Below are 23885 nucleotides of genomic sequence, written 5' to 3'. Positions count from 1 at the left end.
GCCGTGGAACCGGCTCTGCCGGGCCACCAGCGCCGCCCCCTGGGGGGTGACGCCGCAGGCTGCGCGGGGGGAGCTCGTTACTGCGGGCCCAGCGCGTCGATCAGCGCCTTGAGTTCTTCCAGCTCACCCGGCTTGAGGTCCGACAGCGGCGCGCGCACCGGGCCGGCGCCATGGCCGACCAGCGTGGCACCGGCTTTGATGATGCTCACGCCGTAGCCTTCGACGCGGTTGCGGATCTTCAGGTAGGGCATGAAGAACTGCTTGAGCAGCTTGTGCTGCGTGGCCATGTCGTCGGTGCGCACGGCTTCGTAGAAAGCCATCGCGGTCTTCGGGATGAAGTTGAAGACGGCGGACGAATACACGGGGGTGCCCAGCGCCTTGTAGGCGGCGGCATACACCTCGGCCGTGGGCAGGCCGCCCAGGTAGGCGAAGCGGTCGCCCATCTTCATGTAGATGGAGGACATGACCTCGATGTTGCCCAGGCCGTCCTTGAAGCCGATCAGGTTGGGGCAGCGCTCGGCCAGGATGGCCAGCGACTCGGGCGTGAGCTTGGTGCGGTCGCGGTTGTAGACGATGACGCCGAACTGAACGCTCTTGCAGACCTGCTCCACGTGGGCGATCAGGCCGTCCTGGCCGGCTTCGGTCAGGTAGTGCGGCAGCAGCAGGATGCCGTGGGCGCCCAGGCGTTCGGCTTCCTGGGCGTGGGCGATGGCGGTGCGGGTGGGGCCGCCGGCGCCGGCAATGATGGGCACCTTGCCGCGGCAGGTGTCCACCGCGGTCTTGATGATCTGGCCATATTCGTCGCCGGACAGCGAGAAGTACTCGCCCGTGCCACCCGCAGCGAACAGCGCGGTCGCACCGTAGGGCGCCAGCCATTCCAGGCGGGCGGCGTACGACGCGGCGTTGAAATTGCCCTGGGCATCGAAGTCCGTCACGGGGAAGGACAGCAGGCCGGAGGACATGACTTGCTTGAGATCTTGGGGGGTGTATTGCATGGAGGTTCTGCCTGGGTGGGTGGAGAAGGTGGATATGGCTGGTCTAGCTGGTCTAGTTATAGGATGTCAGACAACTGATGTGATTGTCGGGAAGAGAGGCGGAGGGCGTCAAGGGCTTCCATGCACATATGTGGAAACCCCTTATCCCTAGGGCCTGTTCACACTGCTTTTCCAAGTGCGAATGGGTTGAAAACAGCGCCAATCGAGGCGCGCGACGACGGCCAGACTGGGTGTCTGGCCTAGGAGTGCAACGACGAGTGGCGCTGTTTTCAACCCATTCCCTTCGGGTTGCGGCCAAAAAGCCCATGCGCGGCGTTGCGAAGCCTTGCCGGGGGCATACCCCGGCCGCGTTTCGCGCCTTGCGCATGGCCTTTTTGATCCGCAACGCATCTTGGAAAATCAGTGTGAACAGGCCCTAATCAGAAGCGTGGCTGGTGACCGGTGAACGACGGGTCGTACTTGCGCATCTGCCCCAGATCGTCGCGGTTGCGGATGGGGGTGTTCAGGTAGTTGTCATGCAGGCGGGCCAGGGCCTCGCGGTCGATCTGCACGCCCAGTCCGGGCGTGGTCGGCACGCGCAGGCTGCCGTCCTCAAACTTCAGGCGACCGCCCTGCACCACCTCGTCGTCCTGCCAGGGGTAGTGGGTGTCGCAGGCATAGGAAAGATGCGGCACCGACGCGGCCAGGTGGGTCATGGCTGTGAGGCTGATGCCCAGGTGCGAATTCGAGTGCATCGACAGGCCCAGGCCGAAGGTCTCGCACATCAGCGCCAGGCGCTGCGTGGCGCGCAGGCCGCCCCAGTAATGGTGGTCGCTCAGCACGATCTTGACCGGGCAACCCATCTCGGCGTTGCGGCGGAATTCCTTCAGGTCGGTCACCACCATGTTGGTGGCCAGCGGCACGTCGCAGGCCGCGGCCACGGCGGCCATGCCGTCCAGGCCTGGGGCCGGGTCTTCGTAGTACTCCAGCACACCGCGCAGCTGCTCCACCACCTTGAGGCTGGTGGGCACGGTCCAGTTGCCGTTGGGGTCGATGCGCAGCGGCGCGCCCGGGAAGGCCTGGGCCAGGGCCAGCAGGCCGGCCACTTCCTGATCCGGCGGCAGCGCGCCGGCCTTGAGCTTGATGCTCTTGAAGCCGTATTGATCGATCATGCGGCGCGCCTGCGCCACCATCTGTTCCGGCGTGATGCCCTCGCCGAACGGGTCGGGCGCGTAAGGCTTGTCGATGTGCTCGGCGTACTTGAAGAACAGGTAGGCCGAGAACGGCACGGCGGGCCGCGCGGCGCCGCCCAGCAGGTCCACCACCGGCGCGTTCGCCAGCTGGCCCTGCAAGTCCATCATCGCCACCTCGAACGCGCTGATCACCTTGGCCACGGTCTTGGACACGTGCGTGCCCGGCGCCAGGGAAATCTGCGTGCCCAGGAACTCCGACGCCGTGCTCTGCTTCGGGGCCACCAGGGTGGCCACGCGGGCCTCCATCTCGTTCAAGGCCCAGGGCGATAGCCCCGTCAGCACGGGCGCGGCCTTGGCCATGGCGTCGAGCATGGACTGGTCGCCGTAGCTTTCGTTGATGCCGACCAGACCCGAGTCGGTCTCGATCTCGATGATCGAGCGCAGGGCCCAGGGCTCGTGGATGCCCGCCGCGTTGAGCAGCGGCGGGTCGCGGAACGCGATGGGCGTGATCCGGACGTGGCGGATGGCGTGCGAGGTCATGGGGTGATCCGACTCACTTCGCCAGCAGCAGGCCGGGCAGCCACAGCGACAGCGCAGGGATGTAGGTGACCGCGATCAGCACCAGCAGCAGGGCGCCGAAGAAGGGCATGAGGGCCTTGACCACCTGCTCCATCGGCAGCTTGGCCACCGCGGCGCCGACGAACAGCACACCACCGACCGGGGGGGTCAGCAGGCCGATGCCCAGGTTGACCATCATGATCATGCCGAAGTGCACCGGGTCCACGCCGATGCTGGTGATCACCGGCAGCAGGATGGGCGTGAGGATCAGGATCAGCGGCGCCATGTCCATCAGCGTGCCCAGCACCAGCAGCAGACCGTTGATCAGCGCCAGGATCACGTAGCGGTTGTCCGACATGGAGGTCAGCGCCGCGGTGATCTTCATCGGGATCTGCATCAGGGTCATGATGTAGCCGAAGCTCGCAGCGAAGGCGATCAGGATCATCACGATGGACAGCGTCTTGACCGTGCGGTGCACCAGCTTGGGCAGCTCGTTCCACTGGTAGTCGCGGTAGATGAACATCGTGACGAAGAAGGCCCAGACCACCGCAATGGAGGCCGACTCGGTGGCCGTGAACACACCGGAGAGGATGCCGCCCAGGATGATCACCATGGTCATCAGGCCCCACAGGGCGTCGGCGCAGGTTCTCAGCGCCTGGCGCAGCGGAATCACCTCGCCCTTGGGGTAGTTGCGCTTGCGGGCCATGTAGAGGCACATGATGGCCAGCGTCAGCCCCAGCAGCAGGCCCGGCAGCACACCGGCGATGAACAGCGCCGCGATGGACACCGTGCCGCCGGCGGCCAGCGAGTAGATGACCGCGTTGTGGCTTGGCGGGATCAGGATGGCCTGCACCGAACCGCTGACGGTGACGGCGGTGGCGAAGTCGCGCGGGTAGCCCTTTTTCTCCATCTCGGGAATCAGCACCGTGCCGACCGAGGCCGTGTCGGCCATGGACGAACCGGAGATGGCGCCGAAGAAGGTGGAAGCCAGGATGTTCACCAGCGACAGGCCGCCCTGGATGAAGCCGACCAGCACGTTGGCGAACGCCACCAGGCGCCGCGCCATGCCGCCTTCGGCCATGATGGCACCGGCCAGCACGAAGAAGGGAATGGCCAGCAGCGAGAACTTGTTGACGCCGTTGGCGATGGCGATCATCACCGCGTCCAGCGGGATGTCGATGTACCAGGCGCCGATCATGGCGGCCATGCCCATGGCGTAGGCCACGGGGGTGCCGATCAGGATCAGCACGAAGAAACTGCCGAGCAGGATGTAGGCGTCCATCACAGGGCTCCTTCTGCGTCGGCGGCCACCGATTCGTGGTCGAAGGTGACGACCGCGCGATGGCGCTGGTCACCGAGGAACAGGTGCTCCAGCACGAACAGCGCGGTCACGGCGCCGCCGATGGGCACGGGCAGGTAGGTGAAACCCACCGGCATCCAGGGCAGTTCGGGAATCGACTGCCCCCAGGTGCCGATGCACAGCTGGATGCCGTACCAGAGCATGAACAGGCTGACCAGCAGCATCAGCCCATGCACCACCACGCGCAGCGGGCGCTGCACCGAAGACGGCAGGCGCTGCGTGATCATCTCGACGGCGATGTGGCCCCCGGCGCGGTAGCTGCACGCGGCGCCCAGGAAGGTGAACACCACCATCAGCAAAATGGAAATCGGTTCGGGCCACTGCGAACCCGTGCCCAGCACGTAGCGCGAAAAAATGCCCCAGGGAATGAAGATCGACATGCAGAAGATGCAGGCCCCTGCGACCCAGATGCAGGCCAGGTAGACCGAGTCGAGAAGGCGCGAGACAGGGTGTCCGCTGACGGGTGGGTGACTCATGAGAGCCTCGAAAAGAGAAATGAAAAAAGGCAGGCGCAAGGGGGCGGGCGCGTCCAGCACACACCGAGGAACCGGCTTCGCCGGGCCTCTGGTGTGGTCCCCCCTCCGGGGGGAAGCCGCGAAGCGGCGCAGGGGGGAGTTACTTCACAGCCGCGATGCGCTGCATCAGGTCCTGGAACTTGGCGCCGTACTTGGCGCGCACCGGGGCGGTGGCGTCGAAGAAGGGCTTGTTGTCGATGTTGATGAACTCGACGCCAGCGGCCTTGAGCTTGGCGCTGTACTCGGCCACGCTCTTGTCCCACAGTTGGCGCTGCTCCAGCTGCGCTTCGCGCGCCAGCTTCTTGACCAGGGTCTGGTCGGCGGGCGTGAGCTTGTCCCAGGCCACCTTGGACATCACCAGGATCTCGGGAATGATCAGGTGGTTGGTCTGGCTGTAGTACTTGGCCGGGGTGTTGTAGTGGTTGGCGGTGAAGTAGCTCGGCGGGTTGTTTTCAGCACCGTCGATCACACCGGTCTGCAGCGAGGTGAAGACCTCGCCGTAGGCCATGGCGATGCCGTTGCCACCCATGGCGTTCATGGTGTCCACGAACACCGGGTTGCCCATCATGCGGACCTTCTGGCCTTTCAGGTCGGCGGGCGTGCGCACCGGCTTCTTGGTGTAGAGGCTGCGCGAACCGCCGTCCATCCAGCCCAGGCCGATCAGGCGCGCCGGGCTGGCGCTCACCTTGGCCAGCAGCTCGTCACCCACCGGGCCGTCGATCACGGCGCGCATGTGAGCGATGTCGCGGAACACGAAGGGCATGTTGAACACGTCCACTTCGGGCACCACCGGGCCGATCACGCCCAGGGAGATGCGGGCCATCTGGATGGCGCCCAGCTGCACCTGTTCCACGGCTTCCTTCTCCTGGCCCAGCACGGCGCCCGGGAAGGTCTGGATCTTGATGCGGCCTTGCGTGGCGGCGTCGAGCTTCTTGCCCATGCTCTCGACCGCGGCCACAGTGGGGTAGCCGGCCGGGTGGGTGTCGTGCGACTTCAGCACGGTCTGTGCCTGGGCGCTCAGGGGCAGCAGGGCGGCCAGGGCCATGCTGGCGATCAGTCGGCGTTGCAGTTTCATCAGAGTCTCCGTTGTGGTGGTTGGGTTGGGGTGAGAAATACCGTGCCGGCGCATCAGGCGATGCAGCGCGGCTCGTCCAGGCCTCTCACGCCGGGACGCAGTGCAAAAACGCCACCGGCCAGCGGCTGATCACTGAGATCGCCACCGGGCCGGATGGAGGTGACGAACAGGGTGTCGAGCCCGGCGCCGCCGAAGGCGCACATGGCGGGTTTCTTGACGGGCAGGGGCAGCGAGCGGTCGAGCCGACCGTCGGGCGTGAAGCGGTGCACCAGGCCGGCGTCGTTGCCGCAGATCCAGTAGCACCCGTCTTCGTCCACCGCGGCGCCGTCGGGCCGGCCGGGCAGGGGTTTGAAGTCGATCAGCACGCGGCGGTGGTGGGGTGTGCCGGTGTCGATGTCGTAGTCGAAGGCCCAGACGGTCTGCACGTTGGGGTGCGAGTCCGAGAGGTACATCGTGCGGCCGTCGGGGCTGAAGGCCATGCCGTTGGGGGTGATGAAGCCGGCCTCCAGGCGGCGCAGCGCGGGGCCGTCGAGCGCGTAGAGGCCGCCCGCGGGTGCGGCCAGCGACATGTCGGCCACCATGGTGCCGGCGCGCAGCCGGCCCTGGCGGTCGCAGCGGCCGTCGTTGAAGCGCATGCCGACCTGCGGGTGTTCGATGCGCGTGATCCAGGCGCAGTCCAGCGTGCCATCGGCCTGCGGTGTCAGGCGTGCGATGCCGCTTTCCATGGCCGCGATCCACTGGCCGTGGGGCAGGGCGTCGCTGCCCGCGGCCAGGGCGATGCAGCCGGTCTGCTCGGGCGTGGGCCAGTGGCGGGCCTGGCCGGTGCGGCTGTTCCAGCACCACAGCGCTTTGCCGGGGATGTCGACCCACCACAGGCACTGGCGCGCGCTGTCCCAGACGGGGCTCTCGCCCACGCCGTTGCGCGCGTCCAGCAGCAGTTCGGCCTGCATCGTCATGGCGGGTTCAGGCTTTCTTGTGGGGGTCGGCTTTCACGAAGCCGCCGCCCTGGTAAATGGCCGCCGGGTCGTTCAGATCGGGGGCCGAGGTGCGCGCGAACACCGCGTCGCGGAACACGTCCGAGCTGTCCTGCGGCACGTAGCCGATGTGTTTGGCCCGGCTGTTGTCCCACCAGGTCACGGCGTTGTCCGACATGCCGAACACGATGCTGTGGCCCAGCACCGGGGTCGAGAGGCAGGCGCCGATGAGGCGGTGCAGGTCGTCGAAGCTCAGCCAGGTGGCCAGCATGCGGCGGTCGCGCGGCTCTGGGAAGGACGAGCCGATGCGCACGCAGGCGGTCTCGATGCCGTAGCGGTCGAAATAGAAGCGCGAGAGGTCTTCGCCGTAGGCCTTGCTCAGGCCATAGAAGCTGTCGGGCCGGGCCGGGTGGTCGGCGGTGATGGTGTCGCTCTGCTTGTAGAAACCGGTCACGTGGTTGGAGCTGGCGAACACCACGCGCTTGACGCCGTGCCGGCGCGCCGCTTCGTACAGGTGGTAGACGCCCAGGATGTTGGCCTGCAGGATGGCCTCGAACGGCGCTTCGACCGAAATGCCGCCCAGGTGCACGATGGCGTCGCAGCCGGCCACGGCCGCGTCCACCGCGGCGGCGTCGGCCAGATCGGCCAGGGCGATTTCTTCGCCGGGCAGGGCTTCGCCGAAGGCGTTCTTGTCCGACAGGCGCAGCACCGTGCAGTTGGCTTTCAGGCGCTCGCGCAGGGCGGTGCCCAGGCCGCCGGCGGCGCCGGTCAGCAGGATGCGTTGGTGGGTCTTCAGGGCTTGGGTCATGGTGGTCGGTGGATGGCGAAAACGCTTGGACTTCGTCCGGGGCTTTGCTACAGTTCGCTCAATTCGGGATGTCTGTCATACGTTGTCTGACAACTGGGACGCGATTGTGTGAACCCCACACCCGAGGTGTCAAGGAAAAACCGATGCTCTCCGTGAAAACCCTAGGTGGTGCCGTGGCCACCCAGGCCCGGCGCCCCCGTGGCCTGGTGCCCGAAATCGTGACCGCGCTCGAAGCCGACATGCAGGGCGGCCGCCTGCTGCCGGGCGACAAGCTGCCCACCGAGTCGGCGCTGATGGCGCGTTTCGAGGTCAGCCGCACCGTCGTGCGCGAGGCCATTTCGCGCCTGCAGGCCGCCGGCCGGGTGGAGACGCGGCACGGCATCGGCACCTTCGTCATGGCGCCGCGCGTGGCCGAGCCCACCTTCCGCATCGCCCCCGAAGACTTCGCCACCGTGGCCGACGTGATCTCGCTGCTGGAGTTGCGCATCAGCCTGGAAAGCGAGGCCGCCAGCCTGGCCGCACAGCGCCGTGACGAGGCCAGTCTGGCCAGCATGGGCGCGGCGCTGGCCGCTTTTGAGGCGGCCATCCACGCCGACTCCGACGCCGTGCCCTCGGACTTCCAGTTCCACATGGAAGTGGCGCGCGCCACCGGCAACCGCCACTTCGCCGACCTCATGACCTACCTGGGCACCATGATCATTCCGCGCACCCGGCTGAAGACCGCGGGCGACGCGCCCGAGGGCCGGCTGGCCTACCTGGAGCGGGTGCACCACGAGCACGAGAGCATCTACCGCGCGGTGCGCGACCGCGACGCCGAAGCCGCCCGCGCCGCCATGCGCACCCACCTGGCCAACAGCCGCGAACGCCTGCGCCGCGCCCAGACCAGCGAGAACAGTGCGGCCCATTGAATGCCCCACCGAACAGCGGGCTGAGCGGCCCGTGGCGCGGCCGGGCGGTCTGCGGATCGCCCGCCGCCAGTCGGTTTTTTGCCCCTGCACCGGCACCGTTTTTTCCTTTGCTTTATCGTTTGAAGTTGTCAGACAACTGTTGACTACCCCTGCCTATATCCGTATCTGTATCCCTTCCATCGAAAGCGTTTCATGAGCACCCTGCAATCCATCAACGCCCGCACCGGCGAAGTCCATGGCCAGCCCCTGGTCAGTTCCACCTCTGAACAGATCCACGCCGCCGTGCAGGCCGCGCACGACGCCGCCGCCCTGTGGGGCGCCAGCAGCGGCGCCCAGCGCGCCGCCCTGCTGCAGGGCCTGGCCACGGCGCTGGAAGGCGAGCGCGACAAGCTCGTCGCCTGGGCCGACCTGGAAACCGCGCTCGGCCCGGTGCGCCTGAACGGCGAACTCGACCGCACCGCCTACCAGCTGCGCCGCTTCGCCGACATCGCCGCGCGCGGCGTGCCGTTTGAACAGGTGGACGACCCGGCCGTGGCCGGTGCACCCCCGGTGGGTCACCCGGCCATGCGGCTGCAGCGCGTGCCGCTGGGGCCGGTGGCCATGTTCGCGGCCAGCAACTTCCCGTTCGCCTTCTCGGTGCTGGGCGGTGACACCGCCTCGGCCCTGGCCGCCGGCTGCCCGGTGGTGGTCAAGGCCCACCCGGGCCACCCGGGCCTGTCGCAGCTGGTGTTCGGGCTGATCCAGCGCGTGCTGAACGAACAGAACCTGCCCGCCGGCCTGATCGGCCTGGTGCAGGGCGCGGCGGTGGAGGTGGGCGTGCAGCTCATCCGCCACCCGCTGATCGCGGCCGGCGCCTTCACCGGCTCCACCCGCGGCGGCCTGGCCCTGCAGGCCGAGGCCAACGCCCGCCCGCGCCCCATCCCCTTCTACGGCGAACTCGGCGCCATCAACCCGCTGGTGGCCCTGCCCGCCGCGCTGGCCGCCAAGGGGGCCGAGCTGGCCACCACGCTGGCCGGTTCCATCACCCTGGGTTGCGGCCAGTTCTGCACCAACCCCGGCCTGCTGGTGCTGGTGGACGGCCCCGAGACCGACGCCTTTGTGCCGCAGCTGGTCGAAGCGCTGGGCCAGCAGAAGCCCCACCCCATGCTGACCGCCGGCATGAAGAGCGCCTTTGACGCCGGCATCAAACACTTCCTGGACGCGGGCGCGCTGTCGCTGCTGCAAGGCCAGGGCGCCGCCCCCGCACCCGGCCCGCAGTTGCTGCAGGTCAGCGCGCAGCGCTTCATCGAACGCGCCGAACTGCGCGAAGAGGTGTTCGGCCCGTCCAGCCTGATCGTGCGCTGCGCCAACCTGGCCGAGGTGCAGGCCGTGCTGGCCGCCGTGGCCGGCAGCCTGACGGTCACCCTCTGGGGCGCCGACGACGACACGGCCGAGAACCGCGCCCTGGTGCGCGGCGCCACCGCCATCGCCGGCCGTGTGCTGTTCGCCGGTGTGCCCACGGGCGTGGCCGTCACGGCCGCACAGCAGCACGGCGGCCCCTGGCCCGCCAGCACCGCGCCCATGACCACCTCGGTCGGCGATGCGGCGTTGCAGCGCTTCCTGCGCCCGGTCTGCCTGCAGGACGCCCCGGCCTGGCTGGTGGCGCGCGCCGGCGTGCCGTGCTGAGCGGCCGCGACACAGCCCCCAGCACAGCCCCCAGCGCCACCGCCGTCAGCGTCTTCAGCCGCCAGCGCCAGCTGGTGCTGCTGGCCACGCTGTGCTGCCTGCTCTGGGGCAGCGCCTACCCGGCCATCAAGGGCGGTTACGCGCTGCTGGGCATTGCGCGCGACGACACGGCGGCGCAACTCGTGTTCGCGGGCTGGCGCTTCCTGCTCGCGGGCGGCCTGCTGCTGCTCATCGCGCGGCTGATGGGCAAACGCGTGGGGGCCCTGGCCCCGGCGCAATGGGGCCAGCTGGCCTTGCTGGGGCTGACGCAGACGGCGCTGCAGTACGTGTTCTTCTACGTCGGCCTGGCGCACACCACGGGCGTCAAGGGCTCCATCCTTAACGCCACCGGCACTTTCTTTTCGGTGCTGCTGGCGCACTTGTTCCACGCCAACGACCGGCTCAGCCGCCGCAGGGCGCTGGGCTGCGCGGTCGGCTTCGCGGGCGTGATGGTGGTCAACCTGCGCGGCGCGCAGGGGCTGGACGCCAGCTTCACCCTGCTGGGCGAAGGCTTCATCGTCATCGCCGCCTTCGTGCTCTCGGCCGCCAGCCTCTACGGCAAGCGCGTGTCGCAGCGCATCGACCCCATGGTCATGACCGGCTGGCAGCTCGGCCTGGGTGGGCTGGTGCTGCTGCTCGGCGGGCTCGCCGGCGGCGGCGCCATCACGGGCTGGGGCGCGGTTTCGCTGGCCTTGCTGGGCTACATGGCGGTGCTCTCGGCGGTGGCGTTAGCGCTCTGGGCCGCCCTGCTCAAGCACCACCGCGTGGGCCAGGTCACGGTGTTCAACTTCCTCATCCCGGTGTTCGGCGCGCTGCTCTCGGCCCTGTTCCTGGGCGAGGCGGTGCTGGAATGGCGCAACGCCGTGGCCCTGGTGCTGGTGTGCGCGGGCATCTGGTTCGTGACCACGGAAGCCGCCGCAGCGCCGCGCGCGGGCTGACGCGGCGCTGCGTCCGGCAGCGCACAGACCGGCCGCCACCGCGCCCCTGAGGTTCCTCCATTGCATTGACGGAAGGCCCCCAAGCTCAACAAACCGGTGGTGCTCGTCACGGGTGCCGCCTCGGACATCGGGCGGGCCATGGCCCTCCCGGCCGCCCGCGAGGACCCGACAGCCACCGCGGCATGGTCCACCGTCCGCCACCTCGGCGACCAGGACGCCAGCACCAGCGACCTGCTCTAGCAGTTCCTGGCGGTGGAAGAGGAACACGCGGACGAACTGGCCGATCTGTTCGAAGGCCTGCCGGTGGACGGGGGCTGAACCGATTCAGTCCTCGGATGGCGTCTTTTCCTTCAATGCGTCGTACGCCCGCTTCATCAGGTGCAGCCCTGTTCAATGCCGGTGGTGGTCACGCGCAGGCGCTTGATCTGCCAGTGGGCGGGCGGGCAATGGCGAGAGCGCGGTGTTGGAGACAGAGCGGTCGTCGGGAGACACCGGGCAATTCACGCGCCAATCCCCTTGCCCTTCTTGGCCACTGCTTCCAGCGCCTTCAGGTCTTCCGCATCGGCGGCCAGGGCCTCGGCCTGGCGGCGTTGTGCGTCGAAGCTGTCGTAGCGCTCGTGGGCGATCTGCTTGGCGCGTTCGGTGCTGAGCTTGCCGCTGCCTTGCAGGATGGGTTTGTCGTTGAAGGCGAGCAGCCGGTTCACGTTCTGGCGCCAGTAGTCCAGCGTGAGGGGTTGGCGGCCTTTGGCGCGCAGCTCGGCCTGTTCCAGGAAGATGACCACCAGCCGGTTGAGGGTGTCCACCTCGTCGGCGCTCAAGTAGTTCTTGGCCACGATCACATCGGCCTTGCGCACGCGGCTGCCCTCCCAGGTGGTCAGGCCCATGTTGGGCGCGCTGGCGTCGGCACGGTCGCGGATGAGTTCGGCCGCGGTGTGGTCACGGCGTAGAGCAGCTTGTTTTGCACCTCGGCAAAAAAGAGCTGGGCGGTCTGTTGATTGGCCTGGTAGTCGCTGCTGAGGGCGAAGAGGTCGCGTACCTTCTGGTAGAAGCGTTTTTCCGACGCGCGGATCTCGCGGATGCGCGCCAGCAACTCATCGAAATAGTCCCAGCCGCCGGGGTTCTTGAGGCGTTCGTCGTCCATGACGAAGCCTTTGACCAGGTATTCGGTCAGGTGGGCGGTGGCCCACTGGCGGAACTGGGTGCCGCGCACCGAACGCACGCGGTAGCCCACGGCCAGCACCATGTCCAGCCGGTACAGCTTGGTTGGGTAGCGCTTGCCGTCGGCGGCAGGTATTAAGTCTTGCTTAATAACTGAATCGGCGGCCAGTTCACCCTCTCGCACGATCTTGCGCAGGTGGATGTTGATGTTCGCCACGGTCACGCCGTACAGCTCGGCCAGCTGCAGCTGGGTCAGCCACAGGCTGCCGTCCATGGGGCGGAACTGCACCCGGGCCTGGCCATCGTCGCTCTGATAAATGATCAGCTCGCTCATGCCGTGACATCCTTGAGCAGGGCGACGATGTCGCGTTCCAGGACGGCAATGTCGTGCTCGATGGTGGCCAGCGGGCGCGGGGGCTTGTGTTCGTAGACGTGGCGGTTGAAGGGGATTTCGTCACCGACCTTGGTTTTCTGGTGGTCGATCCAGGCATTCGGCCGGTAGGGACCTCGCAGCAGGTTGGCGGTGTTCCAGATGACATCGCCTGGTTGTTTGGGGGCTTCTTGGTTTTCCATGGACTGAACGCTCCCCGGGAATCGAACGGTTTGGGTCGGTATCCGAACGATTCTAGGTGGGGGGTGTCGACAACGGCTGGTGGTCGCGGTGGTGGGGAGCCAAGGCCGATAGGGCGGCACCAATGCCTTGACTGGAGTCCCTCATGCAACAACCCGCTGTGTTCATGCTGATGTCGGCCTTGCTTGGGACAACTCCCTTCGCCAACGCCCAGACCCCGCCGCCCCTGCGCGCCGAGCTGGTGGTTCGCGGGCTGGAAAACCCCTGGGGCATGGCCTTCATCGACGGTGGGCGCCTGCTGGTGACCGAACGCCCCGGGCGCCTGCGCGTGGTGCAGCCCGACGGCCGGCTGGGCGCGCCGGTGGCCGGTGTGCCAGCGGTGGACGCGGTGGAGCAGGGCGGCCTGCTCGACGTGGCGGCCGACCGCGACTTTGCGCGCAACCGCCAGGTCTTCCTGTGTTTTTCGGAGCCCGGCCCCGGTGGCAACAGCACCGCGCTGGCGCGGGCGCGCCTGTCGGCCGATGCCACGAAGCTGGAAGACGTGAAGCTCATCTTCAGCCAGCGGCCCAAGGTGGTCAGCCGCCTGCACTTCGGCTGCCGCATCGCCGAGGCGCCGGACGGCACGCTCTTCCTCACGCTGGGCGACCGTTTCCACCGCATGGCCGACGCGCAGACCCTGGACAACCACCACGGCAAGGTGGTGCGCGTGCGCAAGGACGGCACGGTGCCGCCCGACAACCCCTTTGTGAACCGGGCTGGCGCCCTGCCCGAGATATGGAGTTACGGCCACCGCAACGTGCAGGGCGCCGCCATCGGCCCCGACGGCCGGCTGTGGACCGGCGAACACGGCCCGCAGGGCGGCGACGAGATCAACCGCCCCGGTGCCGGCCAGAACCACGGCTGGCCCGTCATCACCTACGGTGAAAACTACGGCGGCGGCGCCATCGGCGAAGGCCTCACCGCCCGCGCCGGCATGGAGCAACCCCTGCACCACTGGACGCCGTCCATCGCCCCGTCGGGCATGGCCTTTGTGACCACCGACCGCTACGGCCCCGGCTTCAAGGGAAGCCTGCTGGTGGCCTCGCTCAAGTTCCGTTACCTCGCGCGCCTGGTGCTCGACGGCACGCGCGTCGTGCGCGAAGAGCGGCTGTTGCCCGACATCGGCGAGCGCCTGCGCGACGTGGCCGAGGCGCCGGACGGCACGCTCTGGCTGCTGACCGACGACCGCGACGGCCAGTTGTTGCGCCTGCGACCGCGTTGAACGGCGCCGGTTCGGCCGCGCGCGCCCAAGCCCTCAGCCGGCGTCTGAGGACGCCCCGTGGGCCGCCGGGGTGGCCTGGGCGTCACCGCCGGTGAACGTCACCCGGCCGATCCAGTTGCGCTGGCGCCGCGCCAGGCGGGCCGCCGGGTCTTCACCGTCGAAGCTCACCGACGACGGCCTCAGCAGCGCGGGGTCGATGCCGTCGAAGGCGTTGACGTTGACGACCGCATAGGTGCGGCCCTCGATCTGGCTGGTCACCACCGGCACCGCGCCACACCGGGTGCAGACGTGAAAGTCCGCCGTTCCCGTGCCGAAGGTGTAGCGCGCGTGGTGGGCCGGGTCCTGGAACGAGACGGCCAGCTCGCCGCCCGGGCAAGCCGTCCAGACCCCGCCGTGTTTGCGGCAGAAGCTGCAGGTGCAGGCGCGGGCCGGAATCTCGGCAGGCTCGGGTAGCCAGAGCAACTGGAAACGGATGTTTCCGCAATGACAACTTCCGTGGATATGCATGCATCGCTCCTGCAACGGTCTGCGGCGCCCGACGATGGTGCCAAAGGAGGGGCGCCGCTGCCCTTGGCGGGCGCTGTGGCCGGCCTACCGCGCCGGGACCAGCGCCGTGGCGGTGGCATGGACCGCGAGCCGGCCGTCTGCGCCCCACAGCCGGGCCTCCAGAAACACGAGCTGGTGGCCGGCTTTGACGACCACGGCTTCACCGACGCATTCGCCGAGCGTCATGGGCGCGACGAAGCTGCTCTTGATCTCCACGGTGGGCAGCCAGGCGCGCGTCCTGGCAAAGGCGGCGACGGACACCAGCACGTCGACCATGGCGACCGCGAAGCCGCCCTGCACATGACCGAAATGGTTGGCGAACGCGGGCTGGGGGGCAAACCGCAGGCGGACGCGCCCGGCCTCGAAGTCGGCGTCTTCCACCCGGCACGGCGTGAGCCGGGCACACACGGGCTGGGGCTGGCTGTCGAGCAGCTGCTGGAGTTCGGCGGCGGCGGACATGGCAAACGGGGTGTTTTGACGCGGGCCTGATGAGAGCCAACGAGCCGCAGGATACCCAGAACCGCAGCCGTTTGCACCAGGTCGCACTGGCCCGGGAAGGGTTGCTGGCCGAGGTCGGCGGCATTGCAACAGGCGGGGCCCGCGGGCCGTTCGCGCGCCGGCGCGCTCAGCGCGTCATCCAGCGCCGTGCGCCCAGGCTGGCGGCGTCGACGAAGGCCACCAGCAGCAGCATCGCGCCCAGCACAGTGGCGGTCTTGGGCATGTGGAACAGCCCCATGTGGAAGGCCAGCAGCTGGCCCAGGCCGCCCGCGCCCACCACGCCCAGCACGGCGGCGGCGCGGATGTTGTTTTCCCAGCGGTAGAGCGCGTAGCTCAGCAACTGCGGCAGCACCTGCGGCAGCGTGGCGTAGAGGAACACGCGGCCGCTGCCCACGCCCTGCGCGCGCAACGCGTCGCCCGGGCCGGACGGGGCGTTCTCGATCGCTTCGGCGAACAGCCGGCCCAGCACGCCCGCCGTGTGCAGCGCCAGCGCCAGCGTGCCGGCGAACGGCCCCAGCCCGGCCGAGATCAGCAGCAGCGCGGCCCAGACCAGTTCGGGGATGCTGCGCAACGCGTTGAGCAGCAGGCGCGTGGGCGCGCGGCCCCAGGCCGCGTCGTGCACGTGCAGGCGGCTGGCCGGCAGGGCCAGGGCCAGCGCGGCGATGGCGGCCAGCAGCGTGCCCAGGGCCGACATGGCCAGCGTTTCCCAGGCGGCCGCCGCCACTTTCGCGAGAAAGGCGGGCGAGGTGTCTGGCGGGAAAAACTCACCGACGAAGCGGCCCATGCTGGCCGCCGCGTCGGCCGAAAAGAACTGCGCCCACTGCAGATCGAGCGACCAGAAACTGGCGACGACCAGCGCGATCAGACCCGCCACGAACCAGCAGGCCTTGCATCGCGCGTCGAACAGCGGCGGCGGCAGTTTGTAGGGCGGGTTAGCGGCGCGGGGCTTGTTCATCCGAGTGCCTTTCGCAGCCAGGCGCTGAGGCGGTCAGCGAGGGCCACCAGCGCCATGAACACCAGCAGCATGGTGGCCACCTCGCCGCCGTTGAACATCTTCATTGCGTTGTCCATCTGCTGGCCCAGGCCGCCCGCGCCCACAAAGCCCAGCACCACGGACGAGCGGATCGCGCACTCCCAGCGGTAGACGGTGTAGCTGGTCAGCTCGGCCGCGCTGGCCGGCAGCAGGCCGTAGAAGAAGGCCTGGATGCGCCCGGCGCCGTTGCGCAGCAGGGCTTCGGTGGCGTGGGTTTCGCCGCTCTCCAGGATCTCGGCGTACACCTTGCCCAGCATGCCGCCGTAGGTGAGCGCGATGGCCAGCACGCCGGCCGTGGGCCCCAGGCCGACCACGCGCACGAAGACCAGCGCCCACACCAGTTCGGGGATGCTGCGCAGCACGATCAGCGCCCAACGCACCACCTGGCGCAGCCAGAACGGCCCGCGCGCCATGCGGCCCGACAGCGCGGAAATGGACAGCACGCGGGTGGCCAGCAGCGCCATCGGGACCGCGATGCCCAGCGCCAGCGTGACACCGGCGGTGGCCATGGCCACGGTGCGCCAGGTGTCCTGCGCCACCATGCGCAGGAAGTCGGCGCTGTGCGCCAGCGGCCAGAAGCTGGCGACGAAGCGCCCGCTGACCTGCAGGCTTTCGGCCTCCAGCAACCGCCAGGGCTTGAATTCGGTCGCCACCAGCAGCGGCCACAGCAGCACCAGCAACGCACCGCTCCAGAACAGGCGCGGCAACCAGGCCGGGTCGCGGGTGGGGGCGGTGCGCGGGCTCAGGTCAGCCACGGCGAGGTGCCTTTGTCCAGCAGCAGCCGCCGAACCGGCTTCGCCGGGCGGCTGGCTGCGCCCCCCGGGTGGGGGGTGACGCGAAGCGGCGCGGGGGGTGTTGCTTCATCTGCAATGCATCACCACCGGCTGCGGCTGAGACGGTGGTGCGGCGTCCTGTGGGGCGGGGCCGGTCAGCTCGTCTTCGTGCTGCGCGTACAGCGCGTTCAGGCGTTCGTTCGTCACCTCGGCGGCGGGCAGGTCGAACGCCAGCGCGCCGTCGCGCAGGCCCACGATGCGCGGGAAATGTTCCAGCGCCACCTCCACCTGGTGCAGCGTGGTCACCAGCGTGGCGCTGCGCTCGTGCGCGGCCGACAGCAAGGTGGCGATGGCCTGGCGTGCGCGCGTCGGGTCCAGGGCCGAGAGCGGTTCGTCCACCAGCCAGAGCGTGGCCGGCGACAGCAGCGTGCGCGCCAGGCCCACGCGCTGGCGTTCGCCGCCCGAGAGGCGGTCCACCCGCTCGAACAGCTTGTCGGCCAGGTCGAAGCGGTCCAGCGCGTCGAACGCGGCCGGGATGTCCACCGGATAGAACAGCGAACGCAGGCTCTGCCAGGTGCCCATGGCCGGCAGGCGACCCGCCAGCACCGCCGTGACCACGCGCTGACGCGGCGGCAGCGGCGGCACCTGCGGCGCCAAAAACAGGCGCCCGCGCAGGCGCTGCAGCTCGGCGCGCGGCAGCTGCCAGGGCGAACGCCCGTCGACCTGCAGCACGCCGCTGCCGGGCGGCAGGGCGCAGGCCAGCAACTGCAGCAGCGTGGTCTTGCCGGCGCCGCTGGGGCCGATCACGGCCACCTGCTCACCCGGCGCGACCCGCAGGTCCAGCGCCTTCAGGGCCGGGGCCGCGCCCGGCCGCGCCGCCGGGTGGCGGGCACTGGCGGCGTTCAGTTCGATCTTCAAGGATCAACCCCGGGCGGTCACAGCAGTTCGGCGCTGCGGGCGGCGGCTTCGATGCCTTTGTAGTTCTCGGCCTTGGTGGGCACGAACTTCGTGGCGCGCTGCAGTTCGAGGATTTCTTTGCCCTCGGGCGTGGCCTTGGACAGCGAGAGCAGCGCGTCGGCCAGCTTCTGGCGCGTGGCGGCGGGCATGTCGGCGTGCACCGACCAGTTGTAGTCGTAGTAGGGCGGGGTGGTGAAGATCACACGGACCTTGGCGGGGTCGACCTTTTTGTCGGCCACGAACTTTTCCCAGACCGAGATGTTGAGCGCGCCGCCCTGCACCTTGCCCGAGGCCACGGCGGCGATGGTCGCGTCGTGCGCGCCGCTGAAGGCCACACGTTTGAAATCCTTTTCGGGGTTGATGCCCTGCTGCAGCAGGTAGCTGCGCGGCATCAGATGGCCCGAGGTGCTGCTCTGCGACCCGAAGCTCACGTCCTTGCCCTTGAGGTCGGCCAGGCCCTTGATGGCCGGGTCGCTGGTGATGAAGACCGACTTGAACTGTTCGTCTTCCACGCGCTGCACCAGCGGGACGATCTTGCCGCCCGAGCGCACGTGGGCCTGCACGAAGGTGAAGCCGCCGAACCAGGCCAGGTCCACCTTTTTGTTGACCAGGGCTTCGACCGACGCGGCGTAGTCGGTCACCGGGGTGAACTCGACCGGCATGCCCAGCTTGGCTTCGAGGTACTTCATCAGCGGCGCGGCCTTGCGCGCCAGCTCGGTGGGCGACTCGTCGGGGATGGCGGTGACGCGAAAGACCTGCTGGGCCTGGGCCAGCGAGGCGATGCCGGTGGTGGCGAGCACGGCGCAGGTCAAGAGTGCGCGTTTGGTGCGGGAAATGTTCTGTGCGTTCATGGGGGTATCCGATCAAGAGGGATAGGGAGCGCGTATTAAAACCCGATCGCGCGCGCCAGCGGCGCCGTGTGGGCATGGGGCGCGGTTGCTACAGTGGGGCGGCCGCGCCGTCCGGAGAACCCATGTCCCCCACGCCTTCCACGCCCGAGTTTGTCCAGCTGCACCAGACCGATGCCCATGCCCTGCGCGCCGAACTGGCCGCCGGTCTGCGGGCCCCGGCCGCGCACATCGCGCCCAAGTACTTCTACGACGCGCTGGGCTCTCGCCTGTTCGACGCCATCACCGAACTGAGCGAGTACTACCCCACGCGCACCGAGGCCGCCATCTTCAGCGCCCAGGGCGCGGCCCTGGCGCAGCGGGTGCCACCCGGTGCGGTGCTGATCGACCTGGGCGCGGGCAGCTGCGCCAAGGCCGCTGGCCTGTTCCCCGTGCTGCAACCGGCCGGCTACGTGGCGGTGGACATTTCGGTGGACTACCTGCGGGGCGCCCTGGGCCCGCTGCAGCAGCGCCACCCGCAGCGGCCCATGCTGGGCCTGGGGCTGGACTTTTCCAGCGCGCTGGCGCTGCCCGCGCAGGCCGCTGGCTGGCTGGCCGCGCACGGCCTGGCCACGGCGCCGCGCTGCGTGTTCTACCCGGGGTCGAGCATCGGCAACTTCACGCCCGCCGAGGCCCTGGCCCTGCTGCGCCAGGTGCGGGCGGTGTGCGCGCAAGGGGGCCCCGGTGGGGGCCTGCTCATCGGCGTGGACCGCGTGAAAGACCTGGCCGTGCTGGAGCCCGCCTACGACGACCCGCTGGGCGTGACGGCCGCCTTCAACCGCAACCTGCTGCTGCACGTCAACCGCCTGCTGGGCACCGACTTCGCGCCCGCACGCTGGCGCCACGTGGCCTTTTTCAACACCGCCGAATCGCGCATCGAAATGCACCTGCAGGCCGAGGGTGCACAGGCCGTGCGCTGGCCCGGTGGCGAGCGCCGTTTTGCCGATGGCGAGCGCCTGCACACCGAAAACTCCTACAAATGGACGCCCGAGGCGTTCGAGGCGCTGCTGCACGAAGCCGGCTTTGGCCCCGCCACGCACTGGACGGACGAACGCGGCTGGTTCAGCGTGTTCTGGGCGCCCGCGGTCTGACCCAGAGGGCCGGCTCGGGACTCAGCGCCCCAGCGTGGGCGAGGCCCATTGCTTCTGCTGGCGTTCGTCGCTGGCGGCCTCGGCTTCGATGGAATCGGGCGGCAGCTGTTTGAGGCATTCGGCGTAGGCGGCCGGGTCCAGCCGCTGGGCCACCGCCTGCTGCGCCACCACCTGCGGCGAACGGCCGTCCCACACGAAGCGGTTGCCGTGGGCCGGCGGGTCGGGCTCGCAGTCGTTCTTGTAGAGCGGCGGCGCGTCGGCGGTCCAGGGGTCGAAGACGATGGTTTTCTCGAACACCAGGGGCTGGCCGGTGGGCGTGGGCGGCAGGGGCGGCATCTGCCGCACGGCGGCGCGGGCGCGCTGCTCGACGGCGGGCGAGGTGCTCCAGAGCGTGTCGAGCCGGGCCAGGGCGCCGCTGGGTGCGATCTCGATGCGAAAGCGCACCGCGCCCTGTTCGGGCCCCTCGTGGGCGGTGCCCATGAGGCTGCGCAGGTGCTGGCCCCAGTTGTGGCGGTAGCGTTTGCTGTTCTTGAGGGTGTAGCCGCCCGCCTGGGCCCATTCCTGGGCCGACGGGGCGGGGGGCGCGTCCATGAAGGCTTTCACCGGCTGCGGGGCAGCGGCCACGGACGCCGCCGCAGGGGCCTGGCGCGCCACAGGGTGCTGGGGCGGGGCCACCGGGGGTGGCGGCGGTGGCGCAATGGGGGGCGGCGGCACCACCACCACCGTGGTCATGACGATGGCCGGGTCGGGCGCCGTCGGCGGCCGCGCGGTGAACGTGCTCGGCAACACCCCCAGGCCCACCAGGTGCAGCGCCAGCGAACCGGCCACCGCCCAGCGCATGCCCCAGGCGGTGTGTGTGACCCCAGGCGACGGATGCATGGGCAGTGAAGGTGGTCCGATGGTCGGGTGGCTACAATCCAACAATCATTGGATTGTAATCATGGACGAACGCAGCCTGAAAACCACGTTGTACGAGCAGGTGGCCCGCATCGGCCAGGCGCTGGCCAGCCCCAAGCGGCTGGAGCTGCTGGAGCTGCTGGCGCAGGGCGAGAAGACGGTGGACGCGCTGGCGCGGCAGCTGGGCATCGACCTGCGGCTGACCAGCGCCCACCTCAAGGCCCTGCGCGAGGCGCGGCTGGTGGTGGGGCGGCGCGAGGGCAAGTTCATGGTCTACCGGCTCACCGGGGCCGACGTGGCGGTGCTGGGCGTGCAGCTGCGCGCCGTGGCCGAGACCCACCTGCTGGAATTCCAGAACGCCTTTGCCCAGCTGGTGGCGTCGCCCGGCCAGCTGGCGCCGCGCGACCGCAAGACCCTGATGGCCCAGGCCCAGCGCGGCGAGGTGGTGGTGATCGACGTGCGCCCGGCCAGCGAATACGCCAGCGCCCACCTGCCGCACGCGCGCAGCCTGCCGCTGGACGAACTGCGCCAGCGCCTGGCCGCGCTGCCCCGCGACCGTGAGATCGTCGCCTACTGCCGCGGGCCGTTCTGCCTGATGTCGGATGAGGCGGTGGCGATCCTGCAGGCCGAAGGTTTCCAGGCCCGCAAGATCCTGGACGGCGTGAGCGAGTGGCAGGCCGCCGGCTTGGCCGTGGCGGCGGCCTGACGGACCGGGTCGCGCCGGCTCAGAGCGCCACGCTGCGCAGGCCCGCAAAGATGTCGTTGCGCTCGGGCGGGAAGTAGTTGCGGTACTGCGGGTGGCGCAGGCGCGGGTGGGTGGCGGCGCTGGCGCCTTTGAGCACCGGCCGGCCGTCGAACCAGGGCTGCGAATAGTCGCGGTAGGGGTGCGGTTCAAAACCGGGGAAGGGTGCGAAGGGGCTGGCCGTCCATTCCCAGACCTGGCCCCAGACAAAGCCGGCCTGCGCGCTGGCGGCGACCCATTCGGCCTCGGTGGGCAGGCGCCGCCCGGCCCAGGCGCACCAGGCCTGGGCCTCGAAATGCGTCAGGTGGCAGGCCGGTGCGCGCAGGTCCAGCGGCTGCCACCGGCCCCAGCGCCGCTGTTCCCAGTGGCCGTCCGGGTGCTGGCGCAGATCGCGCGGTGCCTGGGCGGCATGGGCCAGGCGCCAGGCCCAGCCGGCGTCGCTCCAGAAGCGGTGTTGCGCGTAGCTGCCGCTTTCCACAAAGGGCAGGAACTGCGCCCAGCTCAGCGCCTGCGCGTCGATGCGGAAGGCCGGCAGCTCCACCGTCTGCGCGCCCAGCTCGTTGTCGAAGGCAAAACCCGGGCCGCTGTGGCCGAGCGTGAGGCGCGTGGCCGGCACGGCCAGTTCGGTGGGCAGGGCGTGCACAGCGGCGGTGGCCGCGGCGGCGGTGATGGCGTCGCACGGGTCGAAACCCAGGCGCTGCGCCATGTAGACCGCGGCTTCGGCGTGCATGTCTTCGTGCAGCAGCGCCAGGCGGAACAGGTACAGGCCGGTGTCGTCGTCGGCCGCGTCCTGCAGCAGCGCGAGCGTCTGGTCCAGGCTGGCGGCCAGGTCGGCGCGCGTGGCCGACGCATCGGGCAGGGGCAGGTGCCAGCGCGTGTCGTGCGGCACCCGGCTGGAGTCGTAGAGCGCGTCGGCGTCCACCCCGCGGGCCGACTGGCGCGCGGGCAGGCGCGGGGCGTCGGGGTCGGCGGCCAGGCCGTGGGCGCGCTGCGGGTGGCGGGCGATCCACCAGTCGGCGAACCAGCCGATGTGGCCCAGCTCCCACAGCGGCGGGTTCAGTTCGGGGGCGCTGGGCACGGTCAGCGCCGGGCCGAGCGCCGCTGCACAGGTGTCGGACAGGGCCAGGGTGCGGGCCCGGCTCTGGCGCAGCGCCGCCGCCAGTGCGGTCTTGTCCAGGCGCCGGGCGGCTGTTCCCGTGTTGTGCTCGACAATGTCCGTGACCTTCACACCCATGGAAAAGCCCTCTCTTTGCATCGTCACGCCGGCCCTGGCGGACGCCAACAACGGCAACTGGCAGACCGCGCGCCGCTGGGCGCGGCTGCTGGCGGGCCATTATGGTGTGCGCCTGGCCGCGCAGTGGCCCGATGGCCCCACGGCGGACGGCGGTACCCACATCCTGCTGGCGCTGCACGCGCGCCGCTCGGCGGCCAGCATCGACGCCTGGGCGCAGGCCCACCCGCAGCGGCCGCTGGTGGTGGCGCTGACGGGCACCGACCTGTACCGCGACATTGCGCACGACGCGCTGGCGCAGCGGTCGCTGCAGCAGGCCACGCGCCTGATCGTGCTGCAGGACCAGGGGCCACTGGCGCTGCCCGAAGCCCTGCGCGCCAAGTGCCATGTGGTGCTGCAGTCCAGCACGCGGCGCCAGACCCTGCCCAAGACGGTGGCGCAGCTGCGCGCCATCGTCGTCGGCCACCTGCGGGACGAGAAGTGGCCGCAGACCATCTTTGAGGCCGTGCGCCTGATCGGCCCGCACGAGGGCATCACCATCACCCACATCGGCCGCGACCTGGACCCCGCGCTGGCCGACGCTGCGCGCGCCACACAGGCGGCCTGCCCGCACTACCGCTGGCTGGGCGGCTTGCCGCACGGCGCCACGCGCAGCCGCATCCAGCGCGCGCATGTGCTGATCCACCCCAGCCGCATGGAAGGCGGCGCCCACGTCATCATGGAAGCCGCGCTCAGCGGCACGCCGGTGCTGGCCTCGCGCATTGCGGGCAACGTGGGCATGCTGGGCGCCGACTACGGCGGCTACTACCCACCCGGCGACGCCGCGGCGCTGGTGGACCTGCTGCGCCGCTGCCGCGCCGGCCAGCAAAACCCCGACGGCGGCCCGCTCGCGGCCCTGCAAGCACAATGCACGGTCAGAGCACCGCTGTTCGAGCCCGCGGCCGAACGCGCCGCCTTGTGGCAGGCCCTGCAGGGCCTGCTGTGACACGACCCACGGAGAACCCCCCCATGAACGCCCCCACCACGCCCACCCCGAGCCAGCCCCGCCTGACCAGCCTCTCGCACGGCGGCGGCTGCGGCTGCAAGATCGCGCCCGGCGTGCTCAGCGAGATCCTGAAGGGCACCAGCGCCATGCCCATCCCGAAAGAGCTGCTGGTCGGCATCGAGACCGCGGACGACGCCGCCGTCTACCAGCTCAACGACGAGCAGGCGCTGATCGCCACCACCGACTTC

Annotated in this window: 23 protein-coding genes and 2 pseudogenes; 8 read left to right on the top strand and 17 right to left on the bottom strand. The window is 69.7% G+C overall.

Annotated elements, in window-relative coordinates:
• Positions 1–77: 77 nt before the first annotated feature.
• From kdgD to RMP09_RS19615, 7 genes are all read right to left on the bottom strand, one after another.
• The gene (gene kdgD / locus RMP09_RS19645; protein ID WP_310567653.1) at positions 78–995 is read right to left on the bottom strand and encodes a 5-dehydro-4-deoxyglucarate dehydratase; all 918 of its coding nucleotides are present in this window, start codon (positions 993–995) and stop codon (positions 78–80) included.
• A 419-nt stretch (positions 996–1414) separates the two neighbouring features.
• Positions 1415–2707 (bottom strand): glucarate dehydratase family protein, encoded by a 1293-nt coding sequence (locus tag RMP09_RS19640; protein WP_310567652.1) that lies wholly within the window; start codon positions 2705–2707, stop codon positions 1415–1417.
• 13 nt (positions 2708–2720) lie between these two features.
• Positions 2721–4007: a TRAP transporter large permease gene (locus tag RMP09_RS19635; RefSeq protein ID WP_310567651.1), complete on the bottom strand. Its 1287-nt coding sequence runs from the start codon at positions 4005–4007 to the stop codon at positions 2721–2723.
• The gene (locus tag RMP09_RS19630; RefSeq protein ID WP_310567650.1) at positions 4007–4561 is read right to left on the bottom strand and encodes a TRAP transporter small permease; all 555 of its coding nucleotides are present in this window, start codon (positions 4559–4561) and stop codon (positions 4007–4009) included. The genes RMP09_RS19635 and RMP09_RS19630 overlap by 1 nt, the downstream gene beginning before the upstream one ends.
• A gap of 139 nt (positions 4562–4700) precedes the next feature.
• Positions 4701–5675 (bottom strand): TRAP transporter substrate-binding protein, encoded by a 975-nt coding sequence (locus RMP09_RS19625; protein ID WP_310567649.1) that lies wholly within the window; start codon positions 5673–5675, stop codon positions 4701–4703.
• A 53-nt stretch (positions 5676–5728) separates the two neighbouring features.
• Positions 5729–6625 carry an SMP-30/gluconolactonase/LRE family protein gene (locus tag RMP09_RS19620; protein ID WP_310567680.1) on the bottom strand — a complete coding sequence of 299 codons (897 nt, stop codon included), beginning with the start codon at positions 6623–6625 and terminating at the stop codon, positions 5729–5731.
• 13 nt (positions 6626–6638) lie between these two features.
• Entirely contained in the window at positions 6639–7457 is an 819-nt protein-coding gene (locus RMP09_RS19615) for an NAD(P)-dependent oxidoreductase (RefSeq protein ID WP_310567648.1), read from the bottom strand.
• A gap of 143 nt (positions 7458–7600) precedes the next feature.
• On the opposite strand from RMP09_RS19615, the gene RMP09_RS19610 reads away from it, so the two are divergent.
• The 3 genes from RMP09_RS19610 (at position 7601) to RMP09_RS19600 (ending at position 11007) form a co-directional block, all read left to right on the top strand.
• The gene (locus RMP09_RS19610; protein ID WP_310567647.1) at positions 7601–8365 is read left to right on the top strand and encodes a FadR/GntR family transcriptional regulator; all 765 of its coding nucleotides are present in this window, start codon (positions 7601–7603) and stop codon (positions 8363–8365) included.
• 192 nt (positions 8366–8557) lie between these two features.
• Positions 8558–10030: an aldehyde dehydrogenase (NADP(+)) gene (locus RMP09_RS19605; RefSeq protein WP_310567646.1), complete on the top strand. Its 1473-nt coding sequence runs from the start codon at positions 8558–8560 to the stop codon at positions 10028–10030.
• Positions 10024–11007, top strand: coding sequence for a DMT family transporter (locus RMP09_RS19600; protein WP_310567645.1), 984 nt, complete (start codon positions 10024–10026; stop codon positions 11005–11007). Before RMP09_RS19605 ends, RMP09_RS19600 begins: the two co-directional genes overlap by 7 nt.
• Positions 11008–11507: 500 nt before the next feature.
• Here RMP09_RS19600 and RMP09_RS19595 read toward each other — a convergent pair.
• Together RMP09_RS19595 and RMP09_RS19590 are read right to left on the bottom strand one after the other, a co-directional pair.
• Positions 11508–12439: pseudogene (locus RMP09_RS19595) on the bottom strand (virulence RhuM family protein).
• Positions 12440–12495: 56 nt separating this feature from the next.
• The gene (locus RMP09_RS19590; protein WP_310567644.1) at positions 12496–12738 is read right to left on the bottom strand and encodes a hypothetical protein; all 243 of its coding nucleotides are present in this window, start codon (positions 12736–12738) and stop codon (positions 12496–12498) included.
• Between the two features lie 143 nt (positions 12739–12881).
• On the opposite strand from RMP09_RS19590, the gene RMP09_RS19585 reads away from it, so the two are divergent.
• A complete protein-coding gene (locus RMP09_RS19585) occupies positions 12882–13997 on the top strand; it encodes a PQQ-dependent sugar dehydrogenase (protein WP_409559762.1) in 1116 nt (371 codons plus the stop codon).
• Positions 13998–14030: 33 nt separating this feature from the next.
• Here the strand turns inward: RMP09_RS19585 and RMP09_RS19580 are convergent, their stop codons facing one another.
• The 6 genes from RMP09_RS19580 to RMP09_RS19555 all read right to left on the bottom strand — a co-directional run bounded on the left by RMP09_RS19580 (position 14031) and on the right by RMP09_RS19555 (position 18655).
• A complete protein-coding gene (locus tag RMP09_RS19580) occupies positions 14031–14504 on the bottom strand; it encodes a hypothetical protein (protein ID WP_310567643.1) in 474 nt (157 codons plus the stop codon).
• An 84-nt stretch (positions 14505–14588) separates the two neighbouring features.
• Complete coding sequence (locus tag RMP09_RS19575) at positions 14589–15002, bottom strand: PaaI family thioesterase (protein WP_310567642.1); 414 nt, start codon at positions 15000–15002, stop codon at positions 14589–14591.
• A 166-nt stretch (positions 15003–15168) separates the two neighbouring features.
• On the bottom strand, positions 15169–15996 hold the full coding sequence (gene phnE / locus RMP09_RS19570; RefSeq protein WP_310567641.1) for a phosphonate ABC transporter, permease protein PhnE: 828 nt from the start codon (positions 15994–15996) through the stop codon (positions 15169–15171).
• A complete protein-coding gene (locus RMP09_RS19565) occupies positions 15993–16829 on the bottom strand; it encodes a PhnE/PtxC family ABC transporter permease (protein ID WP_310567640.1) in 837 nt (278 codons plus the stop codon). Before RMP09_RS19565 ends, phnE begins: the two co-directional genes overlap by 4 nt.
• Positions 16830–16934: 105 nt before the next feature.
• Complete coding sequence (locus RMP09_RS19560) at positions 16935–17765, bottom strand: phosphonate ABC transporter ATP-binding protein (protein WP_310567638.1); 831 nt, start codon at positions 17763–17765, stop codon at positions 16935–16937.
• Positions 17766–17782: 17 nt separating this feature from the next.
• Positions 17783–18655 carry a putative selenate ABC transporter substrate-binding protein gene (locus RMP09_RS19555; RefSeq protein ID WP_310567637.1) on the bottom strand — a complete coding sequence of 291 codons (873 nt, stop codon included), beginning with the start codon at positions 18653–18655 and terminating at the stop codon, positions 17783–17785.
• A 122-nt stretch (positions 18656–18777) separates the two neighbouring features.
• Between RMP09_RS19555 and egtD the strand changes: the two genes are divergently transcribed.
• Positions 18778–19782, top strand: a complete 1005-nt coding sequence (gene egtD, locus RMP09_RS19550; protein ID WP_310567636.1) for an L-histidine N(alpha)-methyltransferase — start codon at positions 18778–18780, stop codon at positions 19780–19782.
• 21 nt (positions 19783–19803) lie between these two features.
• Here egtD and RMP09_RS19545 read toward each other — a convergent pair whose 3' ends face one another.
• Positions 19804–20661, bottom strand: coding sequence for an energy transducer TonB (locus tag RMP09_RS19545; RefSeq protein ID WP_310567635.1), 858 nt, complete (start codon positions 20659–20661; stop codon positions 19804–19806).
• A gap of 61 nt (positions 20662–20722) precedes the next feature.
• Between RMP09_RS19545 and RMP09_RS19540 the strand changes: the two genes are divergently transcribed.
• Complete coding sequence (locus RMP09_RS19540) at positions 20723–21385, top strand: metalloregulator ArsR/SmtB family transcription factor (protein ID WP_310567634.1); 663 nt, start codon at positions 20723–20725, stop codon at positions 21383–21385.
• A 19-nt stretch (positions 21386–21404) separates the two neighbouring features.
• Here the strand turns inward: RMP09_RS19540 and senA are convergent, their stop codons facing one another.
• Positions 21405–22655 (bottom strand): selenoneine synthase SenA, encoded by a 1251-nt coding sequence (gene senA / locus RMP09_RS19535; protein WP_310567633.1) that lies wholly within the window; start codon positions 22653–22655, stop codon positions 21405–21407.
• Between senA and senB the strand changes: the two genes are divergently transcribed.
• Both senB and RMP09_RS19525 read left to right on the top strand, forming a co-directional pair.
• Positions 22639–23637, top strand: coding sequence for a selenoneine biosynthesis selenosugar synthase SenB (gene senB, locus RMP09_RS19530; RefSeq protein WP_409559761.1), 999 nt, complete (start codon positions 22639–22641; stop codon positions 23635–23637). The two genes, senA and senB, sit on opposite strands and share 17 nt — an antisense overlap.
• Before the next feature lie 23 nt (positions 23638–23660).
• Positions 23661–23885, top strand: a pseudogene (locus RMP09_RS19525) (selenide, water dikinase SelD); the annotation flags it as partial.

This window comes from Hydrogenophaga sp., assembly GCF_031426985.1.
GTDB lineage: Bacteria > Pseudomonadota > Gammaproteobacteria > Burkholderiales > Burkholderiaceae_C > Hydrogenophaga.
The sequence above is the reverse complement of the archived record's forward strand: the minus strand, read 5'-3'. Positions and strand labels throughout refer to the sequence as shown.

Coding starts and splice junctions, on each gene's coding strand:
- kdgD (WP_310567653.1), bottom strand. CDS start 995: ATGCAATACACCCCCCAAGATCTCAAGCAAGTCATGTCCTCCGGCCTG.
- RMP09_RS19640 (WP_310567652.1), bottom strand. CDS start 2,707: ATGACCTCGCACGCCATCCGCCACGTCCGGATCACGCCCATCGCGTTC.
- RMP09_RS19635 (WP_310567651.1), bottom strand. CDS start 4,007: ATGGACGCCTACATCCTGCTCGGCAGTTTCTTCGTGCTGATCCTGATC.
- RMP09_RS19630 (WP_310567650.1), bottom strand. CDS start 4,561: ATGAGTCACCCACCCGTCAGCGGACACCCTGTCTCGCGCCTTCTCGAC.
- RMP09_RS19625 (WP_310567649.1), bottom strand. CDS start 5,675: ATGAAACTGCAACGCCGACTGATCGCCAGCATGGCCCTGGCCGCCCTG.
- RMP09_RS19620 (WP_310567680.1), bottom strand. CDS start 6,625: ATGCAGGCCGAACTGCTGCTGGACGCGCGCAACGGCGTGGGCGAGAGC.
- RMP09_RS19615 (WP_310567648.1), bottom strand. CDS start 7,457: ATGACCCAAGCCCTGAAGACCCACCAACGCATCCTGCTGACCGGCGCC.
- RMP09_RS19610 (WP_310567647.1), top strand. CDS start 7,601: ATGCTCTCCGTGAAAACCCTAGGTGGTGCCGTGGCCACCCAGGCCCGG.
- RMP09_RS19605 (WP_310567646.1), top strand. CDS start 8,558: ATGAGCACCCTGCAATCCATCAACGCCCGCACCGGCGAAGTCCATGGC.
- RMP09_RS19590 (WP_310567644.1), bottom strand. CDS start 12,738: ATGGAAAACCAAGAAGCCCCCAAACAACCAGGCGATGTCATCTGGAAC.
- RMP09_RS19585 (WP_409559762.1), top strand. CDS start 12,882: ATGCAACAACCCGCTGTGTTCATGCTGATGTCGGCCTTGCTTGGGACA.
- RMP09_RS19580 (WP_310567643.1), bottom strand. CDS start 14,504: ATGCATATCCACGGAAGTTGTCATTGCGGAAACATCCGTTTCCAGTTG.
- RMP09_RS19575 (WP_310567642.1), bottom strand. CDS start 15,002: ATGTCCGCCGCCGCCGAACTCCAGCAGCTGCTCGACAGCCAGCCCCAG.
- phnE (WP_310567641.1), bottom strand. CDS start 15,996: ATGAACAAGCCCCGCGCCGCTAACCCGCCCTACAAACTGCCGCCGCCG.
- RMP09_RS19555 (WP_310567637.1), bottom strand. CDS start 18,655: ATGAACGCACAGAACATTTCCCGCACCAAACGCGCACTCTTGACCTGC.
- egtD (WP_310567636.1), top strand. CDS start 18,778: ATGTCCCCCACGCCTTCCACGCCCGAGTTTGTCCAGCTGCACCAGACC.
- RMP09_RS19545 (WP_310567635.1), bottom strand. CDS start 20,661: ATGCATCCGTCGCCTGGGGTCACACACACCGCCTGGGGCATGCGCTGG.
- RMP09_RS19540 (WP_310567634.1), top strand. CDS start 20,723: ATGGACGAACGCAGCCTGAAAACCACGTTGTACGAGCAGGTGGCCCGC.
- senA (WP_310567633.1), bottom strand. CDS start 22,655: ATGGGTGTGAAGGTCACGGACATTGTCGAGCACAACACGGGAACAGCC.